This window comes from Streptomyces sp. NBC_01320 (assembly GCF_035974375.1).
GTDB classification, from domain to species: Bacteria; Actinomycetota; Actinomycetes; order Streptomycetales; family Streptomycetaceae; genus Streptomyces; species Streptomyces yanii.
The window spans coordinates 530,446-551,392 of the sequence record NZ_CP108390.1 but is presented as its reverse complement, the minus strand read 5'-3'; the positions used below and the strand labels follow the sequence as shown (position 1 = coordinate 551,392).

The 20,947-nt window shown below is 70.2% G+C and carries 17 protein-coding genes, 1 tRNA gene and 1 pseudogene; 8 read left to right on the top strand and 11 right to left on the bottom strand.

All coding sequences use genetic code 11. From position 1 onward, the window contains the following. Positions 1-26: 26 nt before the first annotated feature. Positions 27-896, bottom strand: coding sequence for a polysaccharide deacetylase family protein (locus OG395_RS02835; protein ID WP_327241444.1), 870 nt, complete (start codon positions 894-896; stop codon positions 27-29). Between the two features lie 101 nt (positions 897-997). Between OG395_RS02835 and mobF the strand changes: the two are divergent. Next, positions 998-1,930, top strand: a pseudogene (gene mobF, locus OG395_RS02830) (MobF family relaxase); the annotation flags it as partial. Positions 1,931-1,999: 69 nt separating this feature from the next. After that, positions 2,000-3,400: an SMI1/KNR4 family protein gene (locus OG395_RS02825; protein WP_327249237.1), complete on the top strand. Its 1,401-nt coding sequence runs from the start codon at positions 2,000-2,002 to the stop codon at positions 3,398-3,400. Between the two features lie 130 nt (positions 3,401-3,530). On the opposite strand, the gene OG395_RS02820 is transcribed toward OG395_RS02825, so the two are convergent. Continuing rightward, on the bottom strand, positions 3,531-4,022 hold the full coding sequence (locus OG395_RS02820) for an NUDIX hydrolase (RefSeq protein WP_327249236.1): 492 nt from the start codon (positions 4,020-4,022) through the stop codon (positions 3,531-3,533). Positions 4,023-4,845: 823 nt separating this feature from the next. After that, complete coding sequence (locus OG395_RS02815) at positions 4,846-5,409, bottom strand: dihydrofolate reductase family protein (RefSeq protein ID WP_327241443.1); 564 nt, start codon at positions 5,407-5,409, stop codon at positions 4,846-4,848. A 208-nt stretch (positions 5,410-5,617) separates the two neighbouring features. Between OG395_RS02815 and OG395_RS02810 the strand changes: the two genes are divergently transcribed. From OG395_RS02810 to OG395_RS02800, 3 genes are all read left to right on the top strand, one after another. After that, a complete protein-coding gene (locus OG395_RS02810) occupies positions 5,618-6,733 on the top strand; it encodes an aldo/keto reductase (RefSeq protein WP_327241442.1) in 1,116 nt (371 codons plus the stop codon). Between the two features lie 78 nt (positions 6,734-6,811). Then, the gene (locus tag OG395_RS02805; protein ID WP_327241441.1) at positions 6,812-6,982 is read left to right on the top strand and encodes a hypothetical protein; all 171 of its coding nucleotides are present in this window, start codon (positions 6,812-6,814) and stop codon (positions 6,980-6,982) included. A gap of 20 nt (positions 6,983-7,002) precedes the next feature. Then, positions 7,003-7,932 (top strand): transposase family protein, encoded by a 930-nt coding sequence (locus OG395_RS02800; RefSeq protein WP_327241440.1) that lies wholly within the window; start codon positions 7,003-7,005, stop codon positions 7,930-7,932. Positions 7,933-8,019: 87 nt separating this feature from the next. Here the strand turns inward: OG395_RS02800 and OG395_RS02795 are convergent, their stop codons facing one another. Beyond that, positions 8,020-8,184, bottom strand: a complete 165-nt coding sequence (locus OG395_RS02795) for a hypothetical protein (protein WP_327241439.1) — start codon at positions 8,182-8,184, stop codon at positions 8,020-8,022. A 122-nt stretch (positions 8,185-8,306) separates the two neighbouring features. On the opposite strand from OG395_RS02795, the gene OG395_RS02790 reads away from it, so the two are divergent. Then, positions 8,307-8,576, top strand: a complete 270-nt coding sequence (locus OG395_RS02790; RefSeq protein WP_442818501.1) for a hypothetical protein — start codon at positions 8,307-8,309, stop codon at positions 8,574-8,576. 385 nt (positions 8,577-8,961) lie between these two features. Here OG395_RS02790 and OG395_RS02785 read toward each other — a convergent pair whose 3' ends face one another. Further along, positions 8,962-10,416 (bottom strand): IS701 family transposase, encoded by a 1,455-nt coding sequence (locus OG395_RS02785; protein WP_327241438.1) that lies wholly within the window; start codon positions 10,414-10,416, stop codon positions 8,962-8,964. A 473-nt stretch (positions 10,417-10,889) separates the two neighbouring features. Between OG395_RS02785 and OG395_RS02780 the strand changes: the two genes are divergently transcribed. After that, positions 10,890-11,576 (top strand): hypothetical protein, encoded by a 687-nt coding sequence (locus tag OG395_RS02780; protein ID WP_327241437.1) that lies wholly within the window; start codon positions 10,890-10,892, stop codon positions 11,574-11,576. Positions 11,577-13,191: 1,615 nt separating this feature from the next. On the opposite strand, the gene OG395_RS02775 is transcribed toward OG395_RS02780, so the two are convergent. The 3 genes from OG395_RS02775 to OG395_RS02765 form a co-directional block, all read right to left on the bottom strand. Continuing rightward, entirely contained in the window at positions 13,192-13,998 is an 807-nt protein-coding gene (locus tag OG395_RS02775) for a hypothetical protein (RefSeq protein ID WP_327241436.1), read from the bottom strand. Between the two features lie 191 nt (positions 13,999-14,189). Beyond that, complete coding sequence (locus tag OG395_RS02770) at positions 14,190-15,395, bottom strand: MFS transporter (RefSeq protein WP_327241435.1); 1,206 nt, start codon at positions 15,393-15,395, stop codon at positions 14,190-14,192. 1,173 nt (positions 15,396-16,568) lie between these two features. Further along, complete coding sequence (locus OG395_RS02765; protein WP_327241434.1) at positions 16,569-17,846, bottom strand: ISL3 family transposase; 1,278 nt, start codon at positions 17,844-17,846, stop codon at positions 16,569-16,571. 508 nt (positions 17,847-18,354) lie between these two features. Here OG395_RS02765 and OG395_RS02760 point away from each other — a divergent pair. Then, positions 18,355-18,431: transfer RNA gene (locus OG395_RS02760), tRNA-Trp, on the top strand. 211 nt (positions 18,432-18,642) lie between these two features. Here OG395_RS02760 and bla read toward each other — a convergent pair. The 3 genes from bla to OG395_RS58005 all read right to left on the bottom strand — a co-directional run bounded on the left by bla (position 18,643) and on the right by OG395_RS58005 (position 20,619). Continuing rightward, positions 18,643-19,518 (bottom strand): class A beta-lactamase, encoded by an 876-nt coding sequence (bla, locus tag OG395_RS02755; RefSeq protein WP_327241433.1) that lies wholly within the window; start codon positions 19,516-19,518, stop codon positions 18,643-18,645. Between the two features lie 238 nt (positions 19,519-19,756). Further along, complete coding sequence (locus OG395_RS58010; protein WP_442818728.1) at positions 19,757-20,134, bottom strand: zinc ribbon domain-containing protein; 378 nt, start codon at positions 20,132-20,134, stop codon at positions 19,757-19,759. After that, entirely contained in the window at positions 20,134-20,619 is a 486-nt protein-coding gene (locus OG395_RS58005) for an RNA-guided endonuclease InsQ/TnpB family protein (RefSeq protein ID WP_442818500.1), read from the bottom strand. The genes OG395_RS58010 and OG395_RS58005 overlap by 1 nt, the downstream gene beginning before the upstream one ends. Positions 20,620-20,947 lie beyond the last annotated feature (328 nt).

Here is a 20,947-nt window from a genome sequence, read left to right as displayed (position 1 = left end):
GACCTTGGAACCGACCCGTCCGCGCGTCAGAGGTAGTCCTCCAGGCGCGCCACCGCAAAGCCCTGCTCCTGGATGTGGCGCAGCATGTTTGCCGTCATCTCGGTCATCGAGTGGCCCTTGAGCTCTTCGGGCCCACGGAAGTGGGCCAGGATGATGTCGCCGGGGTGGAGCTTCTTGTCGGCACGCTGGTACTGCATGTTGGTGATCTGCATGGACTCGCGCCACAGCACGATCACCTCGACTCCGCACTGCCCCGCGGCGATGCGGGTGTTCTCGTTCCAGTTGCCGTAGGGCGGCCGCAACAGACGCGGGATGGTTCCGTACTCCTTGCCGAGCCTGGTCTGCTGGCCGCAGATCTCCTCGCGCTGCGCGGCAGCGCCCTTGGTGCGCAGATCGGGATGGGACAGCGTGTGGTTCTGAATCGTGTTCCCGAACTGTTGCAGTGGCTTGAAGTAGCCGTAGTCGGCGCTGATGGCCGAGTCGGTCAGGAACATCGTGAAGGGGACCTTCAGTTCGCGCATCATTTTCACGAACCCGGGGTCCTTCTCGGCGCCGTCGTCGAAGGTGATGAAGACGACCTTGTCCCTGGTGGGTATGTCGCTGATGACCGGCACCGGTTCGCCCGCCCGGCGCTTTACCGGCTTGACCTTCGGAGGGGCGGGCGGCGCGGCAAGTGGCTTGAGGCCCCAGGCGCGGAAGGCCGCGGCCTCGTGCGCGGCGTCCGCGACGGGCGCATTGCCGCCCGCCCGGGGGGACGCCGCCGGCGGACGAACGGAGTTCGAAGCGGCAGGCCCTGCCGCCTGGACGCGCGACGAACAGCCCGATATGAGGAGAACGCCGGTGAGCGCCAGCCCCGCGATTTTCTTGTCCACGAGAACCCCAAGTCCCGAACACATCTTCTATGGCGTCCTGCTTGACGGAGGACGTGGCCGCCGGGTTCCCGCGGGTCGATGTGACGTGAATGGGGTTCACCGGGTTGACGAACGAAGGCCCGGCCATTTGGTCTGCCACCGTCCCCACCTGCCCGCCGCCCTGCACCAGGCCCTGCAGGCGGCCGACCACACCCTCACCACCGACTACGCGGCCGCCCGGGTTCTGGACGGGGCGGGGACTTGCCGCGCTCGGTCTCACGGCTGGGGACGAGATGACCGAGCGGCAGGCCGAACTGCTCCTGGGGGAAGGCCGGCACCCGGACGCCGACCGGATCGAGGCGGAGCTCCTGGAAGCGGGTGACGATCCGGTGAAGGCGCGGCGGGCGACGGTGCTGGGGCGGCCCATCGAGCACATCAAGGGGCCGCACATCGAGTCGCCGTGGCTCGCGATGGACCTGGTGTTCCGGGCGCCCTCAACTGCTCAGTCCGCGTGGGCACTGGTTGATGACGAGACCCGCCGGGTGCTGGAGCTGTGCCAGGACATCGCCCGGGACAAGACGCTGGCGCGGATGGAGGAGTCGGTCGCGCAGATCCGCTGGGGCAGCGGTGGCAAGCACCGCGCCCCGGTGAAGGACGGGCTGATCATCGCGGTCTTCCGGCACTACGAGTCGAGAGCCGGAAAGCCGCTGCTCCATGACCACGCCGAAGTTTCGATCAAGGCGCGGCGGCCGGACGGGAAGTGGGGGAACGTGTCCACCGACGACCTCCGCGACAACATCGTGGCGGCCGGCACGCTTTACACCCTGACCTTCATGGAGGAGGTCTCCGCCCGGCTCGGGTGGGCGTGGGAGCCACGCGAGGTGACGTTCGGCAAAAGACCGGTCATGGAGATCGCGGGCATCGACCAGCGGCTGATCGGCTGGCAGTCGACCCGCCGTCAGCAGATCGCGGACGTGATGTCCGTCCTCGAGGCCGACTACGAAGACAGGCAGGGGCACCCGCCGGGGGAGCGGGCCGCCTACGCGCTGGACCAGCAGGCCGCCGACCGGACGCGCCCGCGTTGTTGGCCCGGACGGTGTGAGGGGCCGACGGGATCGGGTGTCAGCGGCCCCGCGTACGGTCTGCGCATGGATGATCAACGGAACCCCACTCCCTCGATTCACGACTTTGCGACATGGGAGCCCGTACTGCGGCTCCTGCGGGCAGAACATGCGGAGCGCCTCTCGGTCCCGGGCGGTCGCGTGGCGGGCCGTATCGGCCAGGGGGGATGGAGCGTGCCCCTGAAACGACGGTTGCCGCCGCTTGGCCGAGCCGCCCAGCTGGAGGACATTCGGGACGAGCACGATGCCGTGGAGCGGGTGCGCAGCGCTCTGGCGAAGGACGGCGTCGACGCCGTTTCGTTTGCGGTGGAGATCGAGCCGGCGGGGAGGACTCTGCTTCACCTGCTCGAGCCCAGCCCAGCCGTGGAGTCGGGCATCGGCCCGCATCCTGGGGCGCTCGTCCTGGTCGAGGACTCGCTTCCCGAGCCCTGGCATCGCCTTCCCGATCCGGTGCCAAGGGCGGCGCCGGCGCCGTCGGCGGACCCGGCGGTGCTGGAGCAGACGCTCCGCGAACGGCTGCCCGGCACCGTCGGTGCCACGGAAGCCGAGATCGCCGCGGCGGAGGTGCGCCTGGGCGTCGCCCTACCCGACGAGCTCAAAGCGCTCTACCGGGTGACACGGGCGAACTGGGAGGACTGGCGCGGCGACTACGAGGCGGCACGCCGCCATTCCGAGGCGGTCCGCTGCGAACTCTTCGGCTTGGACGACCTGTACGTTGCCGAGGCGGCGACCCGCTACTGCCCCTGGCAGTTCGCGGCGATGGATGCGGTCGACATCCGGCCCGACGCCGTCGTGCAGGGGCTGGTCGGCTCACCGGGCTGGATCGTCTTCGGTGACAACGGAGGCGGCGACCGGCTGGCCGTCGATCTGACTCCCGGCCCCCGCGGACACACCGGACAGGTCATCATCCTCTCCCACGAAGAGAACGTCGGCGCCGGACTCGTCGCCGACTCCCTCACCGACCTGGTCCTGGACCGGCCCAGCGCGGAACCCAGTAGCGAGGAGGTTCGGCGGCCACCGGCCGTGGCTTGGGTCAACGCATCGAGCCTGCGGAGCATTGAGGCCGCCGTCCACCCCGGCCTGGAAGTTCTGGCCATCGGCGTGTGGGACGGTCCGCCGCTCAGCCTCGCGCCCTTGACCGGGCTGCCGCGGCTGCGGACCCTCACCGCCTACCCCGGCACGCTCGCCGACGTACTGGAAATCGCCGAGCTCACCGGGCTGGAGTACCTGGAGCTCGGGCCGCAGGAGTGGCGCGTCCTCCTCGATGCCAAAGCAGTCCCGCGCAGCCTGTCGGCTGCCGCCATCAAGGTGCGCCACGACGAGGACCCCCTGGCCGTCGCGGACCTCGCCAACGAACTCCTCGCCCTCTGGGACCGGCCCCTGATCATCCGGACTGTCATCGAAGGCGACCTCGGTCCCGTGGCGTAGGCGGCGGGGTCGCACGGGGACGACGCCGTCCAGGCCGGCCGGGAAGGTGGCTTTATTCACGAGTAGCGCCGTCGGTTGTTCACGGGTTTGGGTTTGGGAGGCACCCAGATCCACGGTCGGGGATGCGCGCTCAGCCGTCTACGGGGATCGGTCGGTCCGGTGGGCCGTCGGTCAGCAAGGACGCCAACAGTTTCGGCAGCTCAGCCGGCCGCAACACATCCGACGTCGCGGCCAGTTCCGCTACGGTCCACCAGCGGTGCCCGGTGATCGCGGCCTTCTCGATCTCCTCGAAAGCCGAGGTATCGACCTGGAACGCAGGCACCCGGGCCATGTAGTAGCGCTGGCGAACCTCATAAGCGACGCTGCCCCGGACCGCTGTCCACGGACGCCCTCGCCAAATCTCCGGACCCAGCAAGAGGTTCGTCAGCCCGGTTTCCTCCTGCAACTCCCGCAGGGCTGCCTGCTCGTGGCTTTCGCCTGGCTTGAGCCCGCCTCCAGGGGTGAACCACCGGACGGAACCGTCCCCCTTGTTCAGGGCGGAGAACAGCAGTAGCCGATTAGCGTCGTCCAGCAACACCACGCGCGCGCTCGGGCGCGGCACCAGTCTCCCCTCCGGTTTCATCACCTCGTCAGATTAGAACCGCGGTCCCTGGGCGACCAACGGAGTTGGTCACCGGGCTGAGCTGTCACGCAATTCCGGTCAGAGCCGGATTCAGAGAGGATCCGCTCAAAGATCCACTCACGCGACCTGTACACCCACGGGCTCCTGACACGACCGACTCTGCTGCGCAATTCCGGGCAGGCATCGCTCGGGCGGATGTGACCTGCGGCGATGCCTGGTCTCAGGCCGCTGGAAACGGCTGGAACCGCAGGTCCCGCGAATTGCGCAGCAGAGTCACGACCGTGATCAAAGAATCACAGCGTGACCGGCCAAACAGCCCACACACCCCATTTCAGACCGGGTGGCTCCCAATCCCGTTGCCCGAACTGTGGCTCCCCATCCGACCGACCCACCGGATCTACTTCACCCTGTCGAGAACAGTACTGGCCCAGCAACTTGTGCTTGAGAACACTCGGCAGCGCCTGCGAGGCCCAATAGTCCTTGTCCGTACCCGTTGCCATGGCTTCCTCCCCCACCCCAGAATCCACTGTGATAACTGATATTGGGGTAAGCGTCACGCACCGTAAAGAGGGCGCCAGGCCGTGCTGGCCACCGACCCGTACTGACCCCACCAGCTCCGGGAGCACGGACCGTGGGTGAGGCATGTTGGGCGGCCGCGGCTTGAACGCTCTGGAGCATCACAAGGCGTCGTCGGCCGACGCGCCAGCCGGGCCTTCGCGCTCGAGCGGGTTGCCGACGAAAGAGGGGTGTGACCGAGGTACGCGCCAAAGGGGCAACGAGTCCTTGGGTGGCCCGAAGCCCGCGCCGATCCGACGTCGAGCGCTCAGCGCTTGGTCTCGTACCTGGTCAGCACCACGCCGTCGGGAAACGTCCGGGTCTCCACCAGGCTCAGGTTCACCCATTTGTCCAGGGCTGTGAAGAACGGCGTGCCGCCGCCCACCAGGACCGGATGGGTGACGATCGCGTACTCGTCGATCAGCCCGGCCCGCATGGCCGCACCGGCGAGTGTGGCACCGCCGATGTCCATGGGGCCGCCGTCGTCGGCCTTGAGCCTGGTGATCTCGGTGACTGCGTCGCCGGTGACCAAACGGGTGTTCCAGTCGACCGTGCTGGTCGTAGAGGAGAACACCACCTTCGGCATGTCCCGCCAGCGGCCGGCGTACTCGATCGCCGCCGGTGTGGCACCCGGCTGCTTGTCGGCGGTCGGCCAGTGGGAGCTCATCGTCTCCCACAGCTTGCGCCCGTACAGCGCCAGGCCCGTCGCGTCCACCCGGTCGGACCACCACTGGAACAGCTCGTCGCTCGGCACGCTCCAGCCGAGGTCGTCGCCGGGCGCGGCGATGTAGCCGTCCAGGCTCATGTTCATGGCAAAGGTCAGTTTCCGCATGGCGTCAGCCTCCCGTGAGTCGGTATTCGACGTACAGACCAGCACGGCGCGGAAAAATCATCGGTCAGGCCACCTCGACTTTCGTCGTTCTGACCAACTGTCAGATAGGTAGCTCGCACGGGTGACCTGTGGCCATCGGCCCGGCCGGGAGGCAGACGCCAAGGAAGCATCGGCGGTGCTTATGTCGCCTGCTGTGAGGGACCCGCCGATGCTTCCGGATCCGACCGTACCCGCATCTCTGCTCGCTGTGCTGGGCGCTTTGCGCGGCAGTTTCACCTCGCCGACCTTCTCCACGTTCGCCGCGCTGGTCACTGGGCTGATCGCGAACACCGGTCGGGGCACGGTCACCGGGATGCTGCTGGGCGCGGGGTTGACCCGTTGCTGGTCCCATGACCGGGCCCACTCCTTCTTCGCCCGCGCCCGCTGGGAGCCGCAGACGCTGGGCGCGTCGCTGTCCCACCTTGTGGTGCGCTCTGTGGTGCCCGACGGCACCCCGCTGACGGTGGCGGTGGACGACACGCTGTTCAAACGGCGTGGGAAGAAGGTCTTCGGCGCCGCCTGGCAGCACGACGGCTCCGCCGCCGGCCGCGACGGGATCGGCTACGGCACCTGCTTCGTCGTCCTCGGCCTGATCGTGGACCTGCCGTTCCTGCCCCGTCCGGTGTGCCTGCCGGTGGCCGCCCGGCTGCACCGCCCGAAAGGCGAGCAGACCAAGGTCGAACTGGCCGCTTCCATGATCCGATTCCTGGCCGCCTGCCACTGGAGCCGACGTATCGATGTGGTCGCGGATGCCGCCTACCACGGCAAGGCGCTGCGTGACCTGCCCGTATCTGTCACCTTCACTACCCGGCTGCCGTCCCACGCGGTGCTCCCGGTCGCGCAGGAGTTCGGCATGGGCACACTGGTCTGGTCCCCGCTCGGTGGCGGGATGCTCACCGGTCGGTACCGCAAGGGAGAGCAGGCTGCCACGCATCGGTCGCGGTACGGTTTCCAGCAGCTCAAGGACGACCAACGCCTCGATGTCGTGGAGCAGCTGATCCCGCTCGCCGACGAGGTGGGACTGCCGCTGACCCACCTGGCGATGGCGTTCGTCCTCACCCACCCGGGGGTCACCTCCGCACTTATTGGTCCGCGGACAATGGAGCAACTCGATGACCTGCTCGCCGGCGTCGAGGCCGCCGTTGGCGACGACGTCCTGGACCAGATCGACAAGATCGTGCCGCCGGGCACCGACGTCGGCACCCTCGATATGGCCTACCAGCCACCCGCCGTTCTCGTCTCGACTCTGCGTCGACGCCCGCACGGTGAGCGCTCGGCCGCATGATCGGACGCCGCACCAGAACAGGTCCTCGCCTTTCGCCGCCCAGCGCGCTTCCGGGCCGTACGGGGAGGCAAGGCGCAGATGGCCGGGTGGGACGCCGCCCTGCTCGGCCTCCCGCATGCGGATCACCTCCCCTCCCCGGGAGTCGGTGGCGACCAAGTGGGTCTGCACCGTGATCCGCCGCAGGAGCGCGACCGGCTCCAGGGTAACGGCGTGGTGTACGACAGCGGTTTCGGCTGGTCGGGAACGTGAGGAGAGCCGTACGGGTTGGGATGGTTGTGAAGCGATCCTTGGCCCGTACGGCTCTCTCGCATCGTATCTGCACGGGCATCTCGAGGCGTCGACTCGGGGCGCTCATCGCCGAGTTGGCCAGCCCGTGGATGGCGCGGGAAGAGTCCCGGCTGGGCGAACGCCGAGGCCATGAGCGTCTGCGCGCCGAAGGTGGCGGACCCAGCCATCAACTGGTCTTCACCGACCGGGTGATCGCGACCCTGGTGATCCTGCGGTTCCAGCTTCCGCACGCCGCCCTCGCCGTCTTCTACGGCGTGGACCGCTCCACCGTCACGCGGGCCGTCCATGAGATCCGTCCGCTCCTGGCGGCGCGGGGCTTCGCGGTCCCCGGCGAGGCGGGACTGCGTCTGCACACGCTGGCCGATGTCTTCGCCTACGCCACCGCGAAGGGTGTTGAGCTGCGCCTGGACGGCACCGAGGTTCGGGTCCGGCGTCCGAAGGCGCGCCGCCCCGGCCGGCGTGCGTTCGTGTCCGGCAAGATGCGGCAGAACACCAAGAAGGCCACCGTCATCACCGACGGACAGGGCCGCACTCTGTGGACCGGCGCGGTCCGGCCGGGCCGTATGCATGATCAGACGGCGGTCAAGACCGAGGGGATCGAGGCCCTCTTCGAGCAGTACCCGCAGGTCAAGGCCAAGGTGGATGCCGGATACCGGGGCCTGGCCAAACGGTTTCCCGGCCAGGTCCAGGCGCCGCCGAAGAAGCCCGCCAAGGACGCGTCGGCCGCGGAGGTGACCGTCTGGGAGGAGGCCCGCAAGAAGCAATCCTCGGAGCGGATATGCGTCGAGCACGCCAACGCCGAGCACAAGCAGTGGAGGCCCCTCCAGCGGTACCTCGGCCGCCGTGAGTACTACACCGAGACCCATCTGGCCATCGCCGGCCTCGTCTCCGACCGCACCGCAGAGCGGTAATCACCCATCAGCCAACCCGCCAGGCCAACACGCCCCAACCTCAGTCGCGCACGACACCGTAAGCAGCGCCTCCGGGGCGCCAGGCGCCTACACCGCCCTCAGCAGGGCGACGGGGTCCTGCCCGAACACGGTGGCCCGCCGGTCCCGCTTGGCCTGTGAGGACGGCAGCTTCCAGCTGTTGACGCGCTCCCTGGAGCGCAGGGCGAGCTCAGGTACGGCCACGGCCCCGGCCGGCCAGGACGGGGCGACCACGACCAGTGCCTCCAGCGCCGCGCGAACCGACTCCCCAGCCAGCTCCAGGCGGTTCAGGTCCCGCAGCGCGGGCGGCTGCTCCGTCCGGAGTCGACGTCGTCGGGCCGCGGGCGCTGACGGCGGTGTACCGGGCGATACGCAAGTCCTATGAGGATTCCAGCAACGAACCCGGCACCGCCGACTTCTACTACGGCGAGATAGAGATGCGCAGAGCCGACACCGGCACCGACTGGGCCGAGCGCGGCCTGCTCAACGAGTACTGGGCCGTGTCCGGCTACGGCCTGCGCGCCACCCGCGCCCTTGGGTGGCTGCTGGCCGCGGTCACCGTCACCATGTTCGTGATGATGCTCTGGGGACCTTGGGTGCGGGATGATCGTGTGTGCGGTCGCTGACCTGTCGTTCGGCTGCGGGGGTGGTGTGGATGTCGCTGCAGCCGGACGTGCAGCACGCCCTGCACCAGGTCAACCGGGGTGGGGGAGAGCCGTACCGGTCGCCCCGGAAGAGTGCCGTGCCATCGGCGGTCCCTGGGTGCGCCTGGTCTGGCGTGTGAGTGATCTGCCGGGTGCTTTGCTGCTGGCCTGTGCTGGCGGGTGGGGCGGGTGAGCGTGCTGTGGCAGGTCGGGTGGTGAGAGGTCCGGGCGGGGGGTGTCCGGCTTGCCGGTGTTGTCATCGTGTTCCACGTGGCTGTGGTCGGTTGTTGGAGTGGTCAAGGCGGTGCACGGTCGGCCGCGGTGACGAGGATTCAGGTCGGGGTTGGTATCTGGTGGTGGGCGTCTTTCAGGGTGGGGTCGGTGTCTGGTGGTGGGTGTCGTTGAGGTCGGGGTTGGTGTCTGGTGGTGGGTGTGGTTTGGGTGGGGGTGTTTTTCGGTGATGGTTGTTCACTCGACTTTCGACGTTCTGATTGATCGTCATGCCAGGTGTGCGCTGGCTGCGGCCCATGCCTCTTGCACGGCGCGGATTTCGGTATCTGTGGGCTGACCGGCGTCGATGGGCATAAATCGGGCCGCGATGATCGTTCGGCGGAGCTTGGCGGTCATGTCGGAGAACGCCGGGTGCGTCTTGGTGAGGTACCACGGGGCCCGTGCCCGGTGCTCGGCCGCGTCCTGGGGGTGGTGGCCGTGCAGCGCGTACCAGACCACGGTGATCGTGTAGCAGTACAGGCCGAACGGAACCCCTCGCTGGACCGCGCGCCGGGTCCGGTGGTGGGCCTGGCCGACGCCGAGGATGCCGCGGGCTTCGCCGAAGGTCACCTCGATCGACCATCGCGCGGCATACCGGGCCACCAGTTGCCCGGCCGAGCGCGGTCAGGTCGGTGGAGATCAACGCCAGGTCGTAGCCGGTGTCGATGGCATCCTCGCGGAGCAGCAGCACCTTCACCGTTTGGGTGTGGAAGGAGCCGTACCACAGGCAGGTGGTCTCGGCGGTGAACACGGTCTCGGTGCGGCCGTAGCGGGTCACGGCCTGCGGGGTGAACGCCAGCGTGGCGGCCAGCTCGGCCGGAGTGCCGAGCCTGTCGCCTTTCAGGCGGGGCCTACCGCGCCGTCCGGTCGGCGGTGGGGCAAGGCGGTAGAGCACCGCGTGGGACGGCAGCCGGGTAGTGAAGGTGACAGATACGGGCAGGTCACGCAGCGCCTTGCCGTGGTAGGCGGCATCCGCGACCACATCGATACGTCGGCTCCAGTGGCAGGCGGCCAGGAATCGGATCATGGAAGCGGCCAGTTCGACCTTGGTCTGCTCGCCTTTCGGGCGGTGCAGCCGGGCGGCCACCGGCAGGCACACCGGACGGGGCAGGAACGGCAGGTCCACGATCAGGCCGAGGACGACGAAGCAGGTGCCGTAGCCGATCCCGTCGCGGCCGGCGGCGGAGCCGTCGTGCTGCCAGGCGGCGCCGAAGACCTTCTTCCCACGCCGTTTGAACAGCGTGTCGTCCACCGCCACCGTCAGCGGGGTGCCGTCGGGCACCACAGAGCGCACCACAAGGTGGGACAGCGACGCGCCCAGCGTCTGCGGCTCCCAGCGGGCGCGGGCGAAGAAGGAGTGGGCCCGGTCATGGGACCAGCAACGGGTCAACCCCGCGCCCAGCAGCATCCCGGTGACCGTGCCCCGACCGGTGTTCGCGATCAGCCCAGTGACCAGCGCGGCGAACGTGGAGAAGGTCGGCGAGGTGAAACTGCCGCGCAAAGCGCCCAGCACAGCGAGCAGAGATGCGGGTACGGTCGGATCCGGAAGCATCGGCGGGTCCCTCACAGCAGGCGACATAAGCACCGCCGATGCTTCCTTGGCGTCTGCCTCCCGGCCGGGCCGATGGCCACAGGTCACCCGTGCGAGCTACCTATCTGACAGTTGGTCAGAACGACGAAAGTCGAGTGTTCAGGGTGGGGGGGTGTTCGTGGAGGGTGTTCGGGGTGGCGGGGGTGGTTGTGGTTTTTGGTGTGTTGGGTTCGGTGGTCTGCTGCTGACAGGGTGACTGGGTGTCAGTGTGTCGCCCGGTGGGCCTAATGATGTGCCAGGCATGCTTACTGTCCTACTTTTTGATGGTCTATCAGGTAGTGGTGGGGTGTGTGGTGGGTGCTGTGTGTACACCCGGTCGGCTCTCTGGGGTCACACTTTCGGTATTTCCGATATGACAGCTATTGGGGTCGTCAGTACGTTCGTCTCAGGTCGGCTGTCCGGTCGACGGCGTCTCTGAGACAGGAAGAAGTGACATGACCACGCGTACCGTGGCCGTGGCCGCCGCGGCAGTAGGCGCAGCGGTCCTCGCCACCACCGGCATTACCTATGCTTCGGCGGCCGGGTCCACCCAGGTCGCCCCGTTCGTCCAGCAGGCTGCTCCCGCCGCGGTTGCCTTTGGTGATGAGGGCGGCGGGAATGGCAGGGGGAACGAGGGCCGTGACAACGGCCGTGACAACGGCCGGGGTAATGGCCGTGACAACGGCGGTGACAACGGCCGTGGTTACGGCGGTGACAACGGCCGTGGTTACGGCGGTGACAACGGCCGGGGTGACGGCGGTGACAGCGGCCGGGGTGATGGCCGTGGTTACGGCGGTGGCAATGGCCGGGGTGATGGCCGTGGGGGTGACTACGACGACGACTATGGCTACAGGGAGGGACGGATCCAATTCAACGAGCGGACGTATTCCGCTCACACGGACGGCTGTATCACCGTGGTCAGCGGTCTGGGCTCGCGGAGCTTCAACGTCCGTAACGACAGTCGCAAGACCGTTGAGGTCTTCAGCGGGGTCACCTGCGACGACGGGTCCCCGGTCGCGACGGTCGGTCCCTGGAGCACCAGTAACGGTGTCTTCACTCGTTTCGTCCGCGGGGGCGTGTGGGTCAAGCACGGTGTCGTGGGGAGCTTCCGGGTTGTCGACAACTACCGCGACAGGTGGTAGCCGGGCCTCCTGCGCATGGAAATCCCGGCCCGTCGGAATCGGGCCGGGGTTTCCGGCATGGGGGGCGTCGCGGCGGGTGCCCGGTCCCGGGCGGCCGCACCATGTGTGCGGCTCACGCCCGGTGTCCCATAACACCTGCTAGGCCATACTAAGTGTTTGCCGAGTCCCCCGCGTGTCGCGCTGGGTGGACCCGGTCGGCCATGGTCCTGCGGGCTTTGTTCCAGGGTCCGCGGGCCGAGGTGCCCGGTGGTTGTGGCGGGGTCGTCCCGGTGGCGGCCGGGCGGCCGCAAGGGACGCGCTCACGGTCAAGAGCGCGCAGTTTCTTCCGTATCAGGGGGCAGGGCGGCCGGGCCCGGCGCGGGGGATCGCCCTGGCGGCAAGGGCTTGGATCTGCGGTCCCTTTTCCTGCGGCGCTGCGGCCGTGGGGCGAAACCTGCGTCACCGGCCCTGGTGGTCTGCTCCTGGGCATCCGGCGCGGCCGGTGCGGTACCCCGTGTCGACTGTTTTGGTGAGCCTGCCGGGCTCGCCCGGGGCCGGGGTCATCGTCCTGCCGGGACCCGCGGTCGTGTCCGGTCCCCGGCCGGCGTGCGGGGAAGCGGTCTGATCCCTTCGTGGCGGCCGAAGGCACCCGCAATGCGGCGACGTGCCTGCGCGGACCCGGACCGTCCTTGACGGCCCGGGCACCGGGTTTCACAAACCGCGCCCGCCCGCCCGCCGCGCCTGCGTGTCCGCCCCGCCTGCCGCGCTCGTCCGCCGCCCGCCGCCCGCCGCGCCCGCTGCGCTCGCCTGCCGTGCTTGCCGCGCCTGCTGTGCTCGTTCGCCGCGCCTGCGTGTCCGCCCCGCTGCCTGCGCGTTCGCCCTGCCTGCTGTGCTCGTCCGCCGCCTGCGCGTCCGCCCTGCCTGCTGTGCCTGCTGTGCCTGCTGTGCCTGCTGTGCCTGCTGTGCCTGCTGTGCCTGCTGTGCCTGCTGTGTCTGCTGTGCTCGCCCGCCGCGCCCGTGGGTTCTGCTGCCTGCGCGTTCGCCCTGCCTGCTGTGCCCGTCCGCCGCCTGCCCGCCCGCCGCGCTCGCCCGCCGCGCCTGCTGCGCTCGCTCGCCGCGCCTGCTGTGCCCGTCCGCTGCCTGCGTGTCCGCCCCGCCGCCTGCTCGCTCGCTGCGCTGCCTGCGTGTCCGCCGCGCCTGCTGCGCTCGCCCGCTGTGCCCGCTGTGCCCGCTGTGCCCGCTGCGCCTGCCGCGCCTGCTGCGCTCGTCCGCTGCCTGCGTGTCCGCTGTGCCTGCTGTGCTCGTTTGCCGCGCCCGTGGGGTCTGCTGCCTGCTCGTTTGCCGCGGCTGCTGTGCTCGCTGCACCCGTTCCCGCCTGCTGCGCTGCTGTGCCTGCTGTGCTCGTTTGCCGCGCCCGTGGGGTCTGCTGCTTGCGCGTCATCCGGGGGTGAGCGCTTCCGTTGCCGCCTTCGTCCGGGTGGGGGCCGTCCCTGACGCGCCGTTGTAGCTTCCTGCTCCTGTGCTTCTATCTCCCGGGGCACGGGCGTTGGCCGGTCTTTGACGGGTGACCCCCGTGGGCGCAGGGTGCGGGGACCGGCCGGTGGCGGGCGGGCGCCTGCCTGAACACGGGGTCCGCTCATCGGGGAGGGCTTTGAGGTACTCGTCGCGCAGGGGCACGACGCCCGCGGTGACCAGCAGATCGCGGGCATGACAGGTCGTGGGCATGGCAGGTCGCGGGTAGCGGGTCGTGGGTGTTCCGGGCGGGTCGTGGAGGTGCTGGTGGTCTGGCTTGCGGCAGTGCACGAGCGGGACCAGCGGGTTGGTGACGATCTCGCGCGACAGCCAGGAGACCACCTTGTGCGGCCGTTCGGTACCGGCCAGGGTCCTGCGGGTGCGCCGGCAGCGTCTCCTCGTCGTTGCCGAACCTGTTCGGCGAGCTGGGCCTTGAGGTAGCGCTGTGGGCGCAGATACTCGCGGTCCATGCCACTGCTGCCGGTTCCGCGTCCGTGGCCGGGGTGCCGGGTTCCGTGGGCGGGGTGCCGGGTTCCGGTTCCGTCGAGAGCAGGAACCCGATCAGCAGCATTCCCGCTACCGCGGCCCGGGTGTGTACCGCGAGCAGGGTTCCGGCCGTCACGAGGATCCAGCCGGCAGGGAGCACCTGGGCCACGACGGCGGCGTGCTGGTGCCCGGTGCCGGGGATGCGGGACAGGCCGGCCATCGCCACCGCTGCGAACAGCGCGTATGTGGCGGTGACGGGATCGTGCAGGCCGTACAGGCCGGTGTAGAAGGCGGCGGCTGCGAGGGTGACCCGGGCGGCCCGCCGGGCCGTGCGGGCCGTGGTGCCGGTGCCGTGCCGCAGTGCGGTGGTAGCCCGGCGCAGCGTGGGGCCGGGGCTTTGATGTGCCCGGGCTGTGGCACTGCCGGTGTTCTCCTCAGGGCCCATGGCTGGTACCCGTGCCCGCTTGTCCTGGTTCCAGGATCACATCCGTCCCGGACCGTCGCACGGGTGCGGGTGCGGGCGGGGGCGGGTGCGGCGCACTCGGGTCTGGGTGGTGCCTGCCCCCGCCGGCGGGGGTGTCGGGCGGGGGTGTCGGGCGGGGGTGCTGGGCGGGGGTGTTGGGCGGTTGGGGGCGCTCAGGTGTGTGTGGGTGGGTGCCGCCATAGGTAGCCGCCTGCCGTGGCGGCGAGCAGTATCACGCAGCCGGCGAAGACCAGGCCTGCAGTGCGTAGTCCCAGTGCCGCGGCGAGTGCGCCGATCCCGATGACGGGCACCGAGATTCCCGCGTACGCGAGGACGAAGAACGCCGAGATGGTGGCGCCCTTGTGGGTGTCGGGAGCCGCTGTGCTCACCACGCTCAATCCGGCCCGGAAGGCCAGGCCCTGGCCGGTGCCGCCGGTCGCGGCACCCAGGAGGAGGACCGGCAACGACGCCAGCAGCAGCGATGCCCCCACCACGAGCAGCCCGGCCACCAGCATCAGGCAGCCGACGGGCAGGGCGTTGCGTGTGCCGACGGGGCCCATCAGTAACTGCCCGCAGGCCGAGGCGCAGAAGACGCAGAAGACGACGGCGCCGGACACGGCCAGGTCGTGCACGCCCAGGGTCTGGGTGAGGAAGGCCGGCGCGACCGCGGTGAACAGGCCCAGCAGCGAGAATCCGGCGAAGGCGGCGAGTGCGCAGGGCGCGAACACACCGCGTACCTCGGTGGGGACGACCATGCCCTGTGGCCGTAGCGGGGGCCTGGCGCCGCTGCGGTGCACGGTCTCGGGCAGCAGCGAGGTGACAGCCACCGCGGCCGCCAGGAGCGCCAGATGGGTCAAGAACGGCAGCCGCAGCGGCCATGGCGCGTACTGGGCCAGGGTCCCCGCGACCAGGGGGCCGAGTCCCAGGCCGCCCATGTTGGCCGCGGTCGCCGCGAATCCTGCCCGGGCACTGCGTCCGGCGGGTGCCAGTTCCAGCACAGCGGCCGTGCCCGTACCGCTGAGCAGTCCGGCCGACAGCCCTGAAAGGACACGGCCCGTGAACAGCAGCGGCAGTCCGTCCGCCAGCAGGAAGCACACCGCGCTCAGCGCGGCCAGTGCCAGCGCGCCCAGCAGGACCGGGCGGCGGCCGAGAACATCGGAGAAGCCGCCGGCCAGGAGCAGGGCGGCGATCACACCGATGGCGTAGACGGCGAAAACCACGGTGACGATCAGTTCGGAAAAACCGATCTGCTCACGGTAGAGCCCGTACAGCGGTGTCGGCAGGGTCGTGCCCATCATCCCGACCGCGAACACACCCGCCGCGGCCAGATATCCGGGCCGTACAGTGCTCCGCTGACGGTCCGTGTCCTGGTTGATCACAACTCACCATAGGCATCGGGTCAGGCGCGCGGAGGCGTTGACTTCGCCCGGGGACGGGCCGGTGCACAAAAGCCACCGGCACACGGCAGAGCCTGCGGCACCCCTGCTGCCGGCCCGCAAGGCCCCGCAGTCACCCCGCGGCAGCCGGGTGCCTTCGTGGACCTGCGGACGCAGGCCGCCGGCACGAGCGGGGGACGGCGGCAGGACCAGGAACATCAGCAGACAGACCCCGGCTGACAGCTTCGGATCGCCTGCACCCCCGGCCGCCTCGTCGGCGGTTGCCTCCGCGTCCGCCCCAGCCCCTCCCCGGGTCCCCCAGCCCCTCCCCGGGTCCCCCTGGCCTCCCCGGGTCCCCTTGGCCTTCCTGCGGCCCCTGCCCGACACCCCCGGCCGCGGTGGTGTCCGCCCGGCCAGGGGAGTCGGGCCCGCCGCAGCCCGGAACACGCCCCCTGTCAGGAAGGACGCCTCCCTGTCAGGAAGGACGCCTCCCGCCGGCCGGGGCGCTGCCCGGGGCCCGGCCCGGTGCCTGCGAACACCGCGCGGCGACCTCACCCGTCGCGGTCACCGCCGGACCCGGCCCGACGCCCGGAGCCGGCCAGGATCTCGCCCAGCGGCTTCCCCCGGCCCCGGGGGCCTGCTGCCGGTACGCGGGGGGCGCGGGCGGCCACCTCCTTCGGGCCGCGTCCCGGCCCACCGTCGAGACCGCCGGACTGGAGGCTTGACGGCCTTCGGTGTCACCCGACTGTGCGGCAGCTGCGACCTCATTCGGCCCCGTCTGCCGCGCGGCCGCACCCGAGCGGCAGGGCTCGGGGGCAGCATGGAAGCGGAAGCCCGCCCGGGAGCCCTTCGCACGTCGACCGGGCGGGCCGCCGTTGTGCAGCGCGCCTGCGTGCGCGGCGGCCGCCGCGCAGGGCCGCGATGGCCTGCCGGCGCACGGTGCGGGCGCGAGCACGACCGGCCGGCCGGGCGGCACCGATGAGGTCCGGCGGCCGGGCCGTCACCGCACGCGCCGCCCCTGAGAGCACCGCCGGCGGTGCTCTCAGGGCCCGTCCCGCGGTGATGGCCGCCGCCGGACCGGCCCGCACCTTCTGCCCTCACCGCCGCACCGGTGCCCGGTGAAAGGAAAAGAAGGAAAAGAAGGAAAAGAGGCTCTCCTGTCGCTTCCGTGGGTGGTCAGTTCGTGAGTTGACGGCCTGGTAGCTGGGGTCGGTGGCCGCCGAGGCTGAGCATCGCGAGGGCGATGAGGGACTTGGGGTCCTTGAAGCCGAAGGCGATGCGGGTGATCAGTCGGATTTTGGTGTTCATGGACTCGACCAGGCCGTTGCTCAGCCCGTGCTCGGCGGCGGCGGTGATGGCGTCGAAGTGTCTGACGATGCTGCGCTGCAGCTCGACGAAGGCGGCTATTCGTGAGCGGCGGGCCCAGAGCACCCAGTCCCACAGCGCCTCGGTGGTGTCGGGGCCCTGTTTGAGGGCGGTGCGCAGACCTTCCTTGAGCAAGTACGCCCGGTGGAGCAGCGGGTGAGCGTTGGCGATGAAGAGCAGTTGGGCCCGCTGCCCGGCCGTGAGGTCCTCGGGGTTCTTCCACAGCGCGAAGCGGGCCTTCTTCAGGGACTTCGAGCCTCGGGTGGATCTGCCCTTGCCTCCGCGCTCGGCGTTCCACACCTGACGGCGCACGACGTCCAGGGCGTCGGTGGTCCACTGAACGACGTGAAACGGGTCCATCACCCGTACCGCCTGCGGGCAGCGCTCGGCGACCACCGTGGAGATCCAGTCGGCCGCATCCGCGGACACGTGGGTGAGCTTCGCGGCGCGCTCGTTCCCCAGGGCGTCGAAGAACTTACGCAGGGTGGCCTTGTCCCGGCCGGCCTCAGCCCAGACCAGACGCCCGGAGTCGTGATCCACCACGACGGTCAGGTACTTGTGGCGCTTCTTGTAGCTGATCTCGTCAATACCGATCCGTCGTAGCCCGGCGAACAGGTCCACCGACTTCTCGACGTCCGCCCAGACCCGGGCGACGATGTTGCCCACCGTGCGCCAACCGGTCCGCATGAGCTGGGTGACGGACGTCTTGGAACAGCAGGTCGCCAGCCAGGCCACCTGCGCGTCGAACGCCAGGGTATGTCCGGCGCCGTGCCTCGCCCAGGGAACCGAGGCGACCACTATGCCGTGCTCGGGGCAGGAGACCCGGGGCGCGTCGGCCTCGAGGAATGCCTGGATGACGCCCAGGTCCAGGGCCCGCCAGCGGCGGCGTCCCTCACCGGCGTCGTACTTCGCCACCTTGCGCCGACAGATCCCGCACCGCTCCCTGTGGCCCTTCGCCGGTCGGACATGCGCCACGATCACCAGCTCACCCCGGACACCGCCCTCGGGGTCCGCCTCCTCGGCCTCGACCTGCTCGATCAGCGTCTTTTCGACACCGAGCAACCGAACCCATATCCTCTTAATTTGCACGCCGTATCCAGGTTTATTCGTTTCGTACCTTCAGCAGTCGAAACGTACCCCGGGTACGGCGTGTTCTGCGTATCAGCCCTGGTCAACGACCCACGGAAGCGACAGGAGAGCCGGAAAAGAAGGGGGGTTGCCTTGCCGCGGCTTCGTCCTGCCTCCGCGGACCTTGCGGGCGCTGTGGAGCTGCGGGCGCGCTCAAGAGCCGGGATGCCGGGGCCACTTCCTGGTTGGTGTGTGCCGGACCGGGGTCTCGCGCCAGGCCGCATATGTGGGTGATGCGCTGCGCGTGCACGGCCCGGACGGAAAGGGGCTGCGGCCTCCTGCGATTGCTCCGGCGTGTGAGCCGGGCACCGGGCGATGCGTCAGGTTGGCGTGCAGGCCCCCGTGGACCGCCCCCGCACTCGACGCGGTCGGTGCGGCCGAAACCGTCCTCCTGTTCGCGCCCGGCGAGCGACCGCGAAAAATTGTGTGGAGCCGGGCTCGCCGGGCATGACAGGCTGACGCACACCGAAGGGGTGTAGCTCAGATGGCCAGAGCGCCGGTCTCCAAAACCGGATGCCGCAGGTTCGATTCCTGCCACCCCTGCCACCGTTCAGGGCTCCCCGGCCCCACGGCCCCGGCCCTTGCTCACGGTCCGGGACCACCGGCGCGGTCACGTCCCGGCCGGGACGACCGCGGCCCGGATACGGCGGGCCGGATACGGCGGGGTGCCCGGCTGACGGGCGCGGGCCGGTCCGGGAACCGTATCGCTCGGGCACATCGCGCCGGCCGGCCTGTCCCCGGATGCTGCTGCCGGTGGTCAGCTCAGGGCCGCAGCCAGAGCCCCGGCCGCCTTGGCGACCAGCGGATTGTCGGCGGGGGCGTCCCGGTCGGGCTTGGTGGTTATGACGGCCAGGACGACCGGCGGCCGGCCGGGGGGCCAGGCGACGCCGGCGTCGTTGTTGCCGCCGTAGCTGCCGCCGCCGGTCTTGTCGGCGACGCTCCAGCCGGCGGGAATCCCGGCGCGGAAGCGTTCACCGCTGGTGGTGTTGGCGAGCAGCCAGCCGGTCAGCAGCCGGCGGTCGCGGGGGACGAGCACGTCGCCCAGGACGAGGCGGGCGTAGGTTTGCCCGATCGCACGAGGTGTCGTGGTGTCCGTCTTGCGCCATGGCTCCGCCGAGTTCAGCTCGGGCTCCCACCGGTCGAGGCGGGTGACCGGGTCGCCGGCAAAGCGGCACAGGCGGGTGACGGCGGCGGGGCCGCCCAGCTCCCGGAGCAGGAGGTTGGCCGCGGTGTTGTCGCTGTGCGTGATGGAGTACCTGCACAGGTCGGCGACCGTCATCGCGCGCGAGAGGTTCTCGGACGTGCCGGTGATCGGCGAGTGGCCGCAGGCCCTCACGTACTGCGCGGTGTAGTGGATACGGCGGGCCAGGAACTCGCCGCTGCGGTCCAGATCGCGAAGGACCGCAGCCGCGCCGATGGTCTTGAACAGAGAGCACATCGGGAAGCGCTCGTCCGCCCGGTACACCACCGTGCGGTGTGTGGCGGTGTCATGGGCGTACGCGCCGAGCCGGGCAAAGTGCTCCCGCTCCAGGGCGCGCAACTGCCCGGTGACGTGGGCCGCCGCGCCGGGCGCGGCGAAGGCGGTGGGCGCGGGGGGGCGGCGGGGATACGGCGGCCGGAGCCGCCCCGGCACCGGCCCCGGCGGCCAGGGCGGCCAGGACTGTCCGGCGGGTCGCGCGGGCTCCGATGGATCGCACAGCCATGTGCCTTTCCTTCGTACGGCAGACGCCTGTCATGACATCAGCTCCAGCCCGGCTTGGTGGCAATGACGCACCAACCGCTGCCCGACGCCCTTGGCCGTGGGCCGCTCGCAGCAGTGGCCCACGCCCGCCCCTGCTGCGACCAGACCTCCGAACTTTGCCGAACGGCCGTCACCACCCTTGCAGCACACCGATGGAGGGGACGTGTGACGACAGACCCCGGCGGCGCCGGCGGGGCCTGGGCGTGAGCTGAACGGGGCAGCCACGGTCAGCTGCCGGGCGCTCGCCCATAGCCGCGGGCAGCGACCGCAGACACTCGCTGAGATCAGCCCCCGCGTGACTCCTCCACCCCTTGAAGGGGGGTCTCGTTATGCCGGTTGGGCTTCGCGACGGGCCGGCCCGTACAACGTTCAGGGCGCCCACTGTGTCGGCGTGCGCGGTGTGGCCGCACACGGTGCAGTGGAACGTGTCCTGGGCGGGCCGGTTCTCCTTGGCGGTGTGCCGGCATGCGGGGCACTGCCGGGAGGTGCTGCGGGGGTCCACGGTCATCACGTCCCGTCCGGCGCTTTCAGCCATGGCGGTCCAGATCGCGAGGAACACCCCCAACCGGCATCGTTGATCCAACGGTTCAGCCCGGCTCTGCCCGCGGCTTTGCTGGGCAGGAAGCTGCCCGGCTGATCAGGGTCGGGCTTCGGTGCGGGGGCCCGGCTCATGTTGCGGATCTTGAGGTCTTCGTGCGCGATGAAGTCGTGTTCGCGTACGAGGTCGAGCGCGGTTTTGTGCGCGTGGTCAAGGCGCCGGCGGCGGACCTTGCGATGCAGGGCGGCGACTTTCTCCGCGGCCTTGCGGCCGTGACGCGGGTTCTCGACGAACCCGCCGTCCGAGTCGGCGAGGAAGTTGGCTATGCCCAGGTCGATGCCGACCACGCTGCCGGTCGCGGGCAGCGGATCGGGTGCGGCCTGTTCGGCGGTCAGCACGACGAACCACTTACAGCCCTCGCGCGTGACCGAGACCGTCTTGACCTTGCCGGCCACCGGCCCTTGACCTTGCCGGCCACCGGCCGGTGCTGGTGCACCTTGACGTGCCCGACCCCCTGGATGCGCATACCGGTGACCGGATCGTGCGCGGCGGCATCCCAGCGGCAGCCGTCTGCGTCCCTGGGGAAGCGGCGTAAAAACGCCCTCGGATGACGCCGTGCCCGGCGCATGACCGCCGTGCACACCGGGACCGCGTGGACGCGGCGGCCGGGCGGGGCGGTTGAGGAACAGCGAAGCCGGCCTCCGCGGTTGCCGGGGCCGACTGGTCTGGTGTGTCAGGCGGTCGCGCTGAGCGCCTTCCTGCGGGGCGGCAGTGCGAGTGCGG

What these genes read in the sequence shown, in the direction of transcription:
- OG395_RS02835 (WP_327241444.1), bottom strand. Translation starts at nt 896, where the DNA reads ATGTGTTCGGGACTTGGGGTTCTCGTGGACAAGAAAATCGCGGGGCTG.
- OG395_RS02825 (WP_327249237.1), top strand. Translation starts at nt 2,000, where the DNA reads ATGGATGATCAACGGAACCCCACTCCCTCGATTCACGACTTTGCGACA.
- OG395_RS02820 (WP_327249236.1), bottom strand. Translation starts at nt 4,022, where the DNA reads ATGAAACCGGAGGGGAGACTGGTGCCGCGCCCGAGCGCGCGCGTGGTG.
- OG395_RS02815 (WP_327241443.1), bottom strand. Translation starts at nt 5,409, where the DNA reads ATGCGGAAACTGACCTTTGCCATGAACATGAGCCTGGACGGCTACATC.
- OG395_RS02810 (WP_327241442.1), top strand. Translation starts at nt 5,618, where the DNA reads ATGCTTCCGGATCCGACCGTACCCGCATCTCTGCTCGCTGTGCTGGGC.
- OG395_RS02805 (WP_327241441.1), top strand. Translation starts at nt 6,812, where the DNA reads ATGGCCGGGTGGGACGCCGCCCTGCTCGGCCTCCCGCATGCGGATCAC.
- OG395_RS02800 (WP_327241440.1), top strand. Translation starts at nt 7,003, where the DNA reads ATGGTTGTGAAGCGATCCTTGGCCCGTACGGCTCTCTCGCATCGTATC.
- OG395_RS02785 (WP_327241438.1), bottom strand. Translation starts at nt 10,416, where the DNA reads ATGCTTCCGGATCCGACCGTACCCGCATCTCTGCTCGCTGTGCTGGGC.
- OG395_RS02780 (WP_327241437.1), top strand. Translation starts at nt 10,890, where the DNA reads ATGACCACGCGTACCGTGGCCGTGGCCGCCGCGGCAGTAGGCGCAGCG.
- OG395_RS02775 (WP_327241436.1), bottom strand. Translation starts at nt 13,998, where the DNA reads ATGGGCCCTGAGGAGAACACCGGCAGTGCCACAGCCCGGGCACATCAA.
- OG395_RS58010 (WP_442818728.1), bottom strand. Translation starts at nt 20,134, where the DNA reads ATGACCGTGGACCCCCGCAGCACCTCCCGGCAGTGCCCCGCATGCCGG.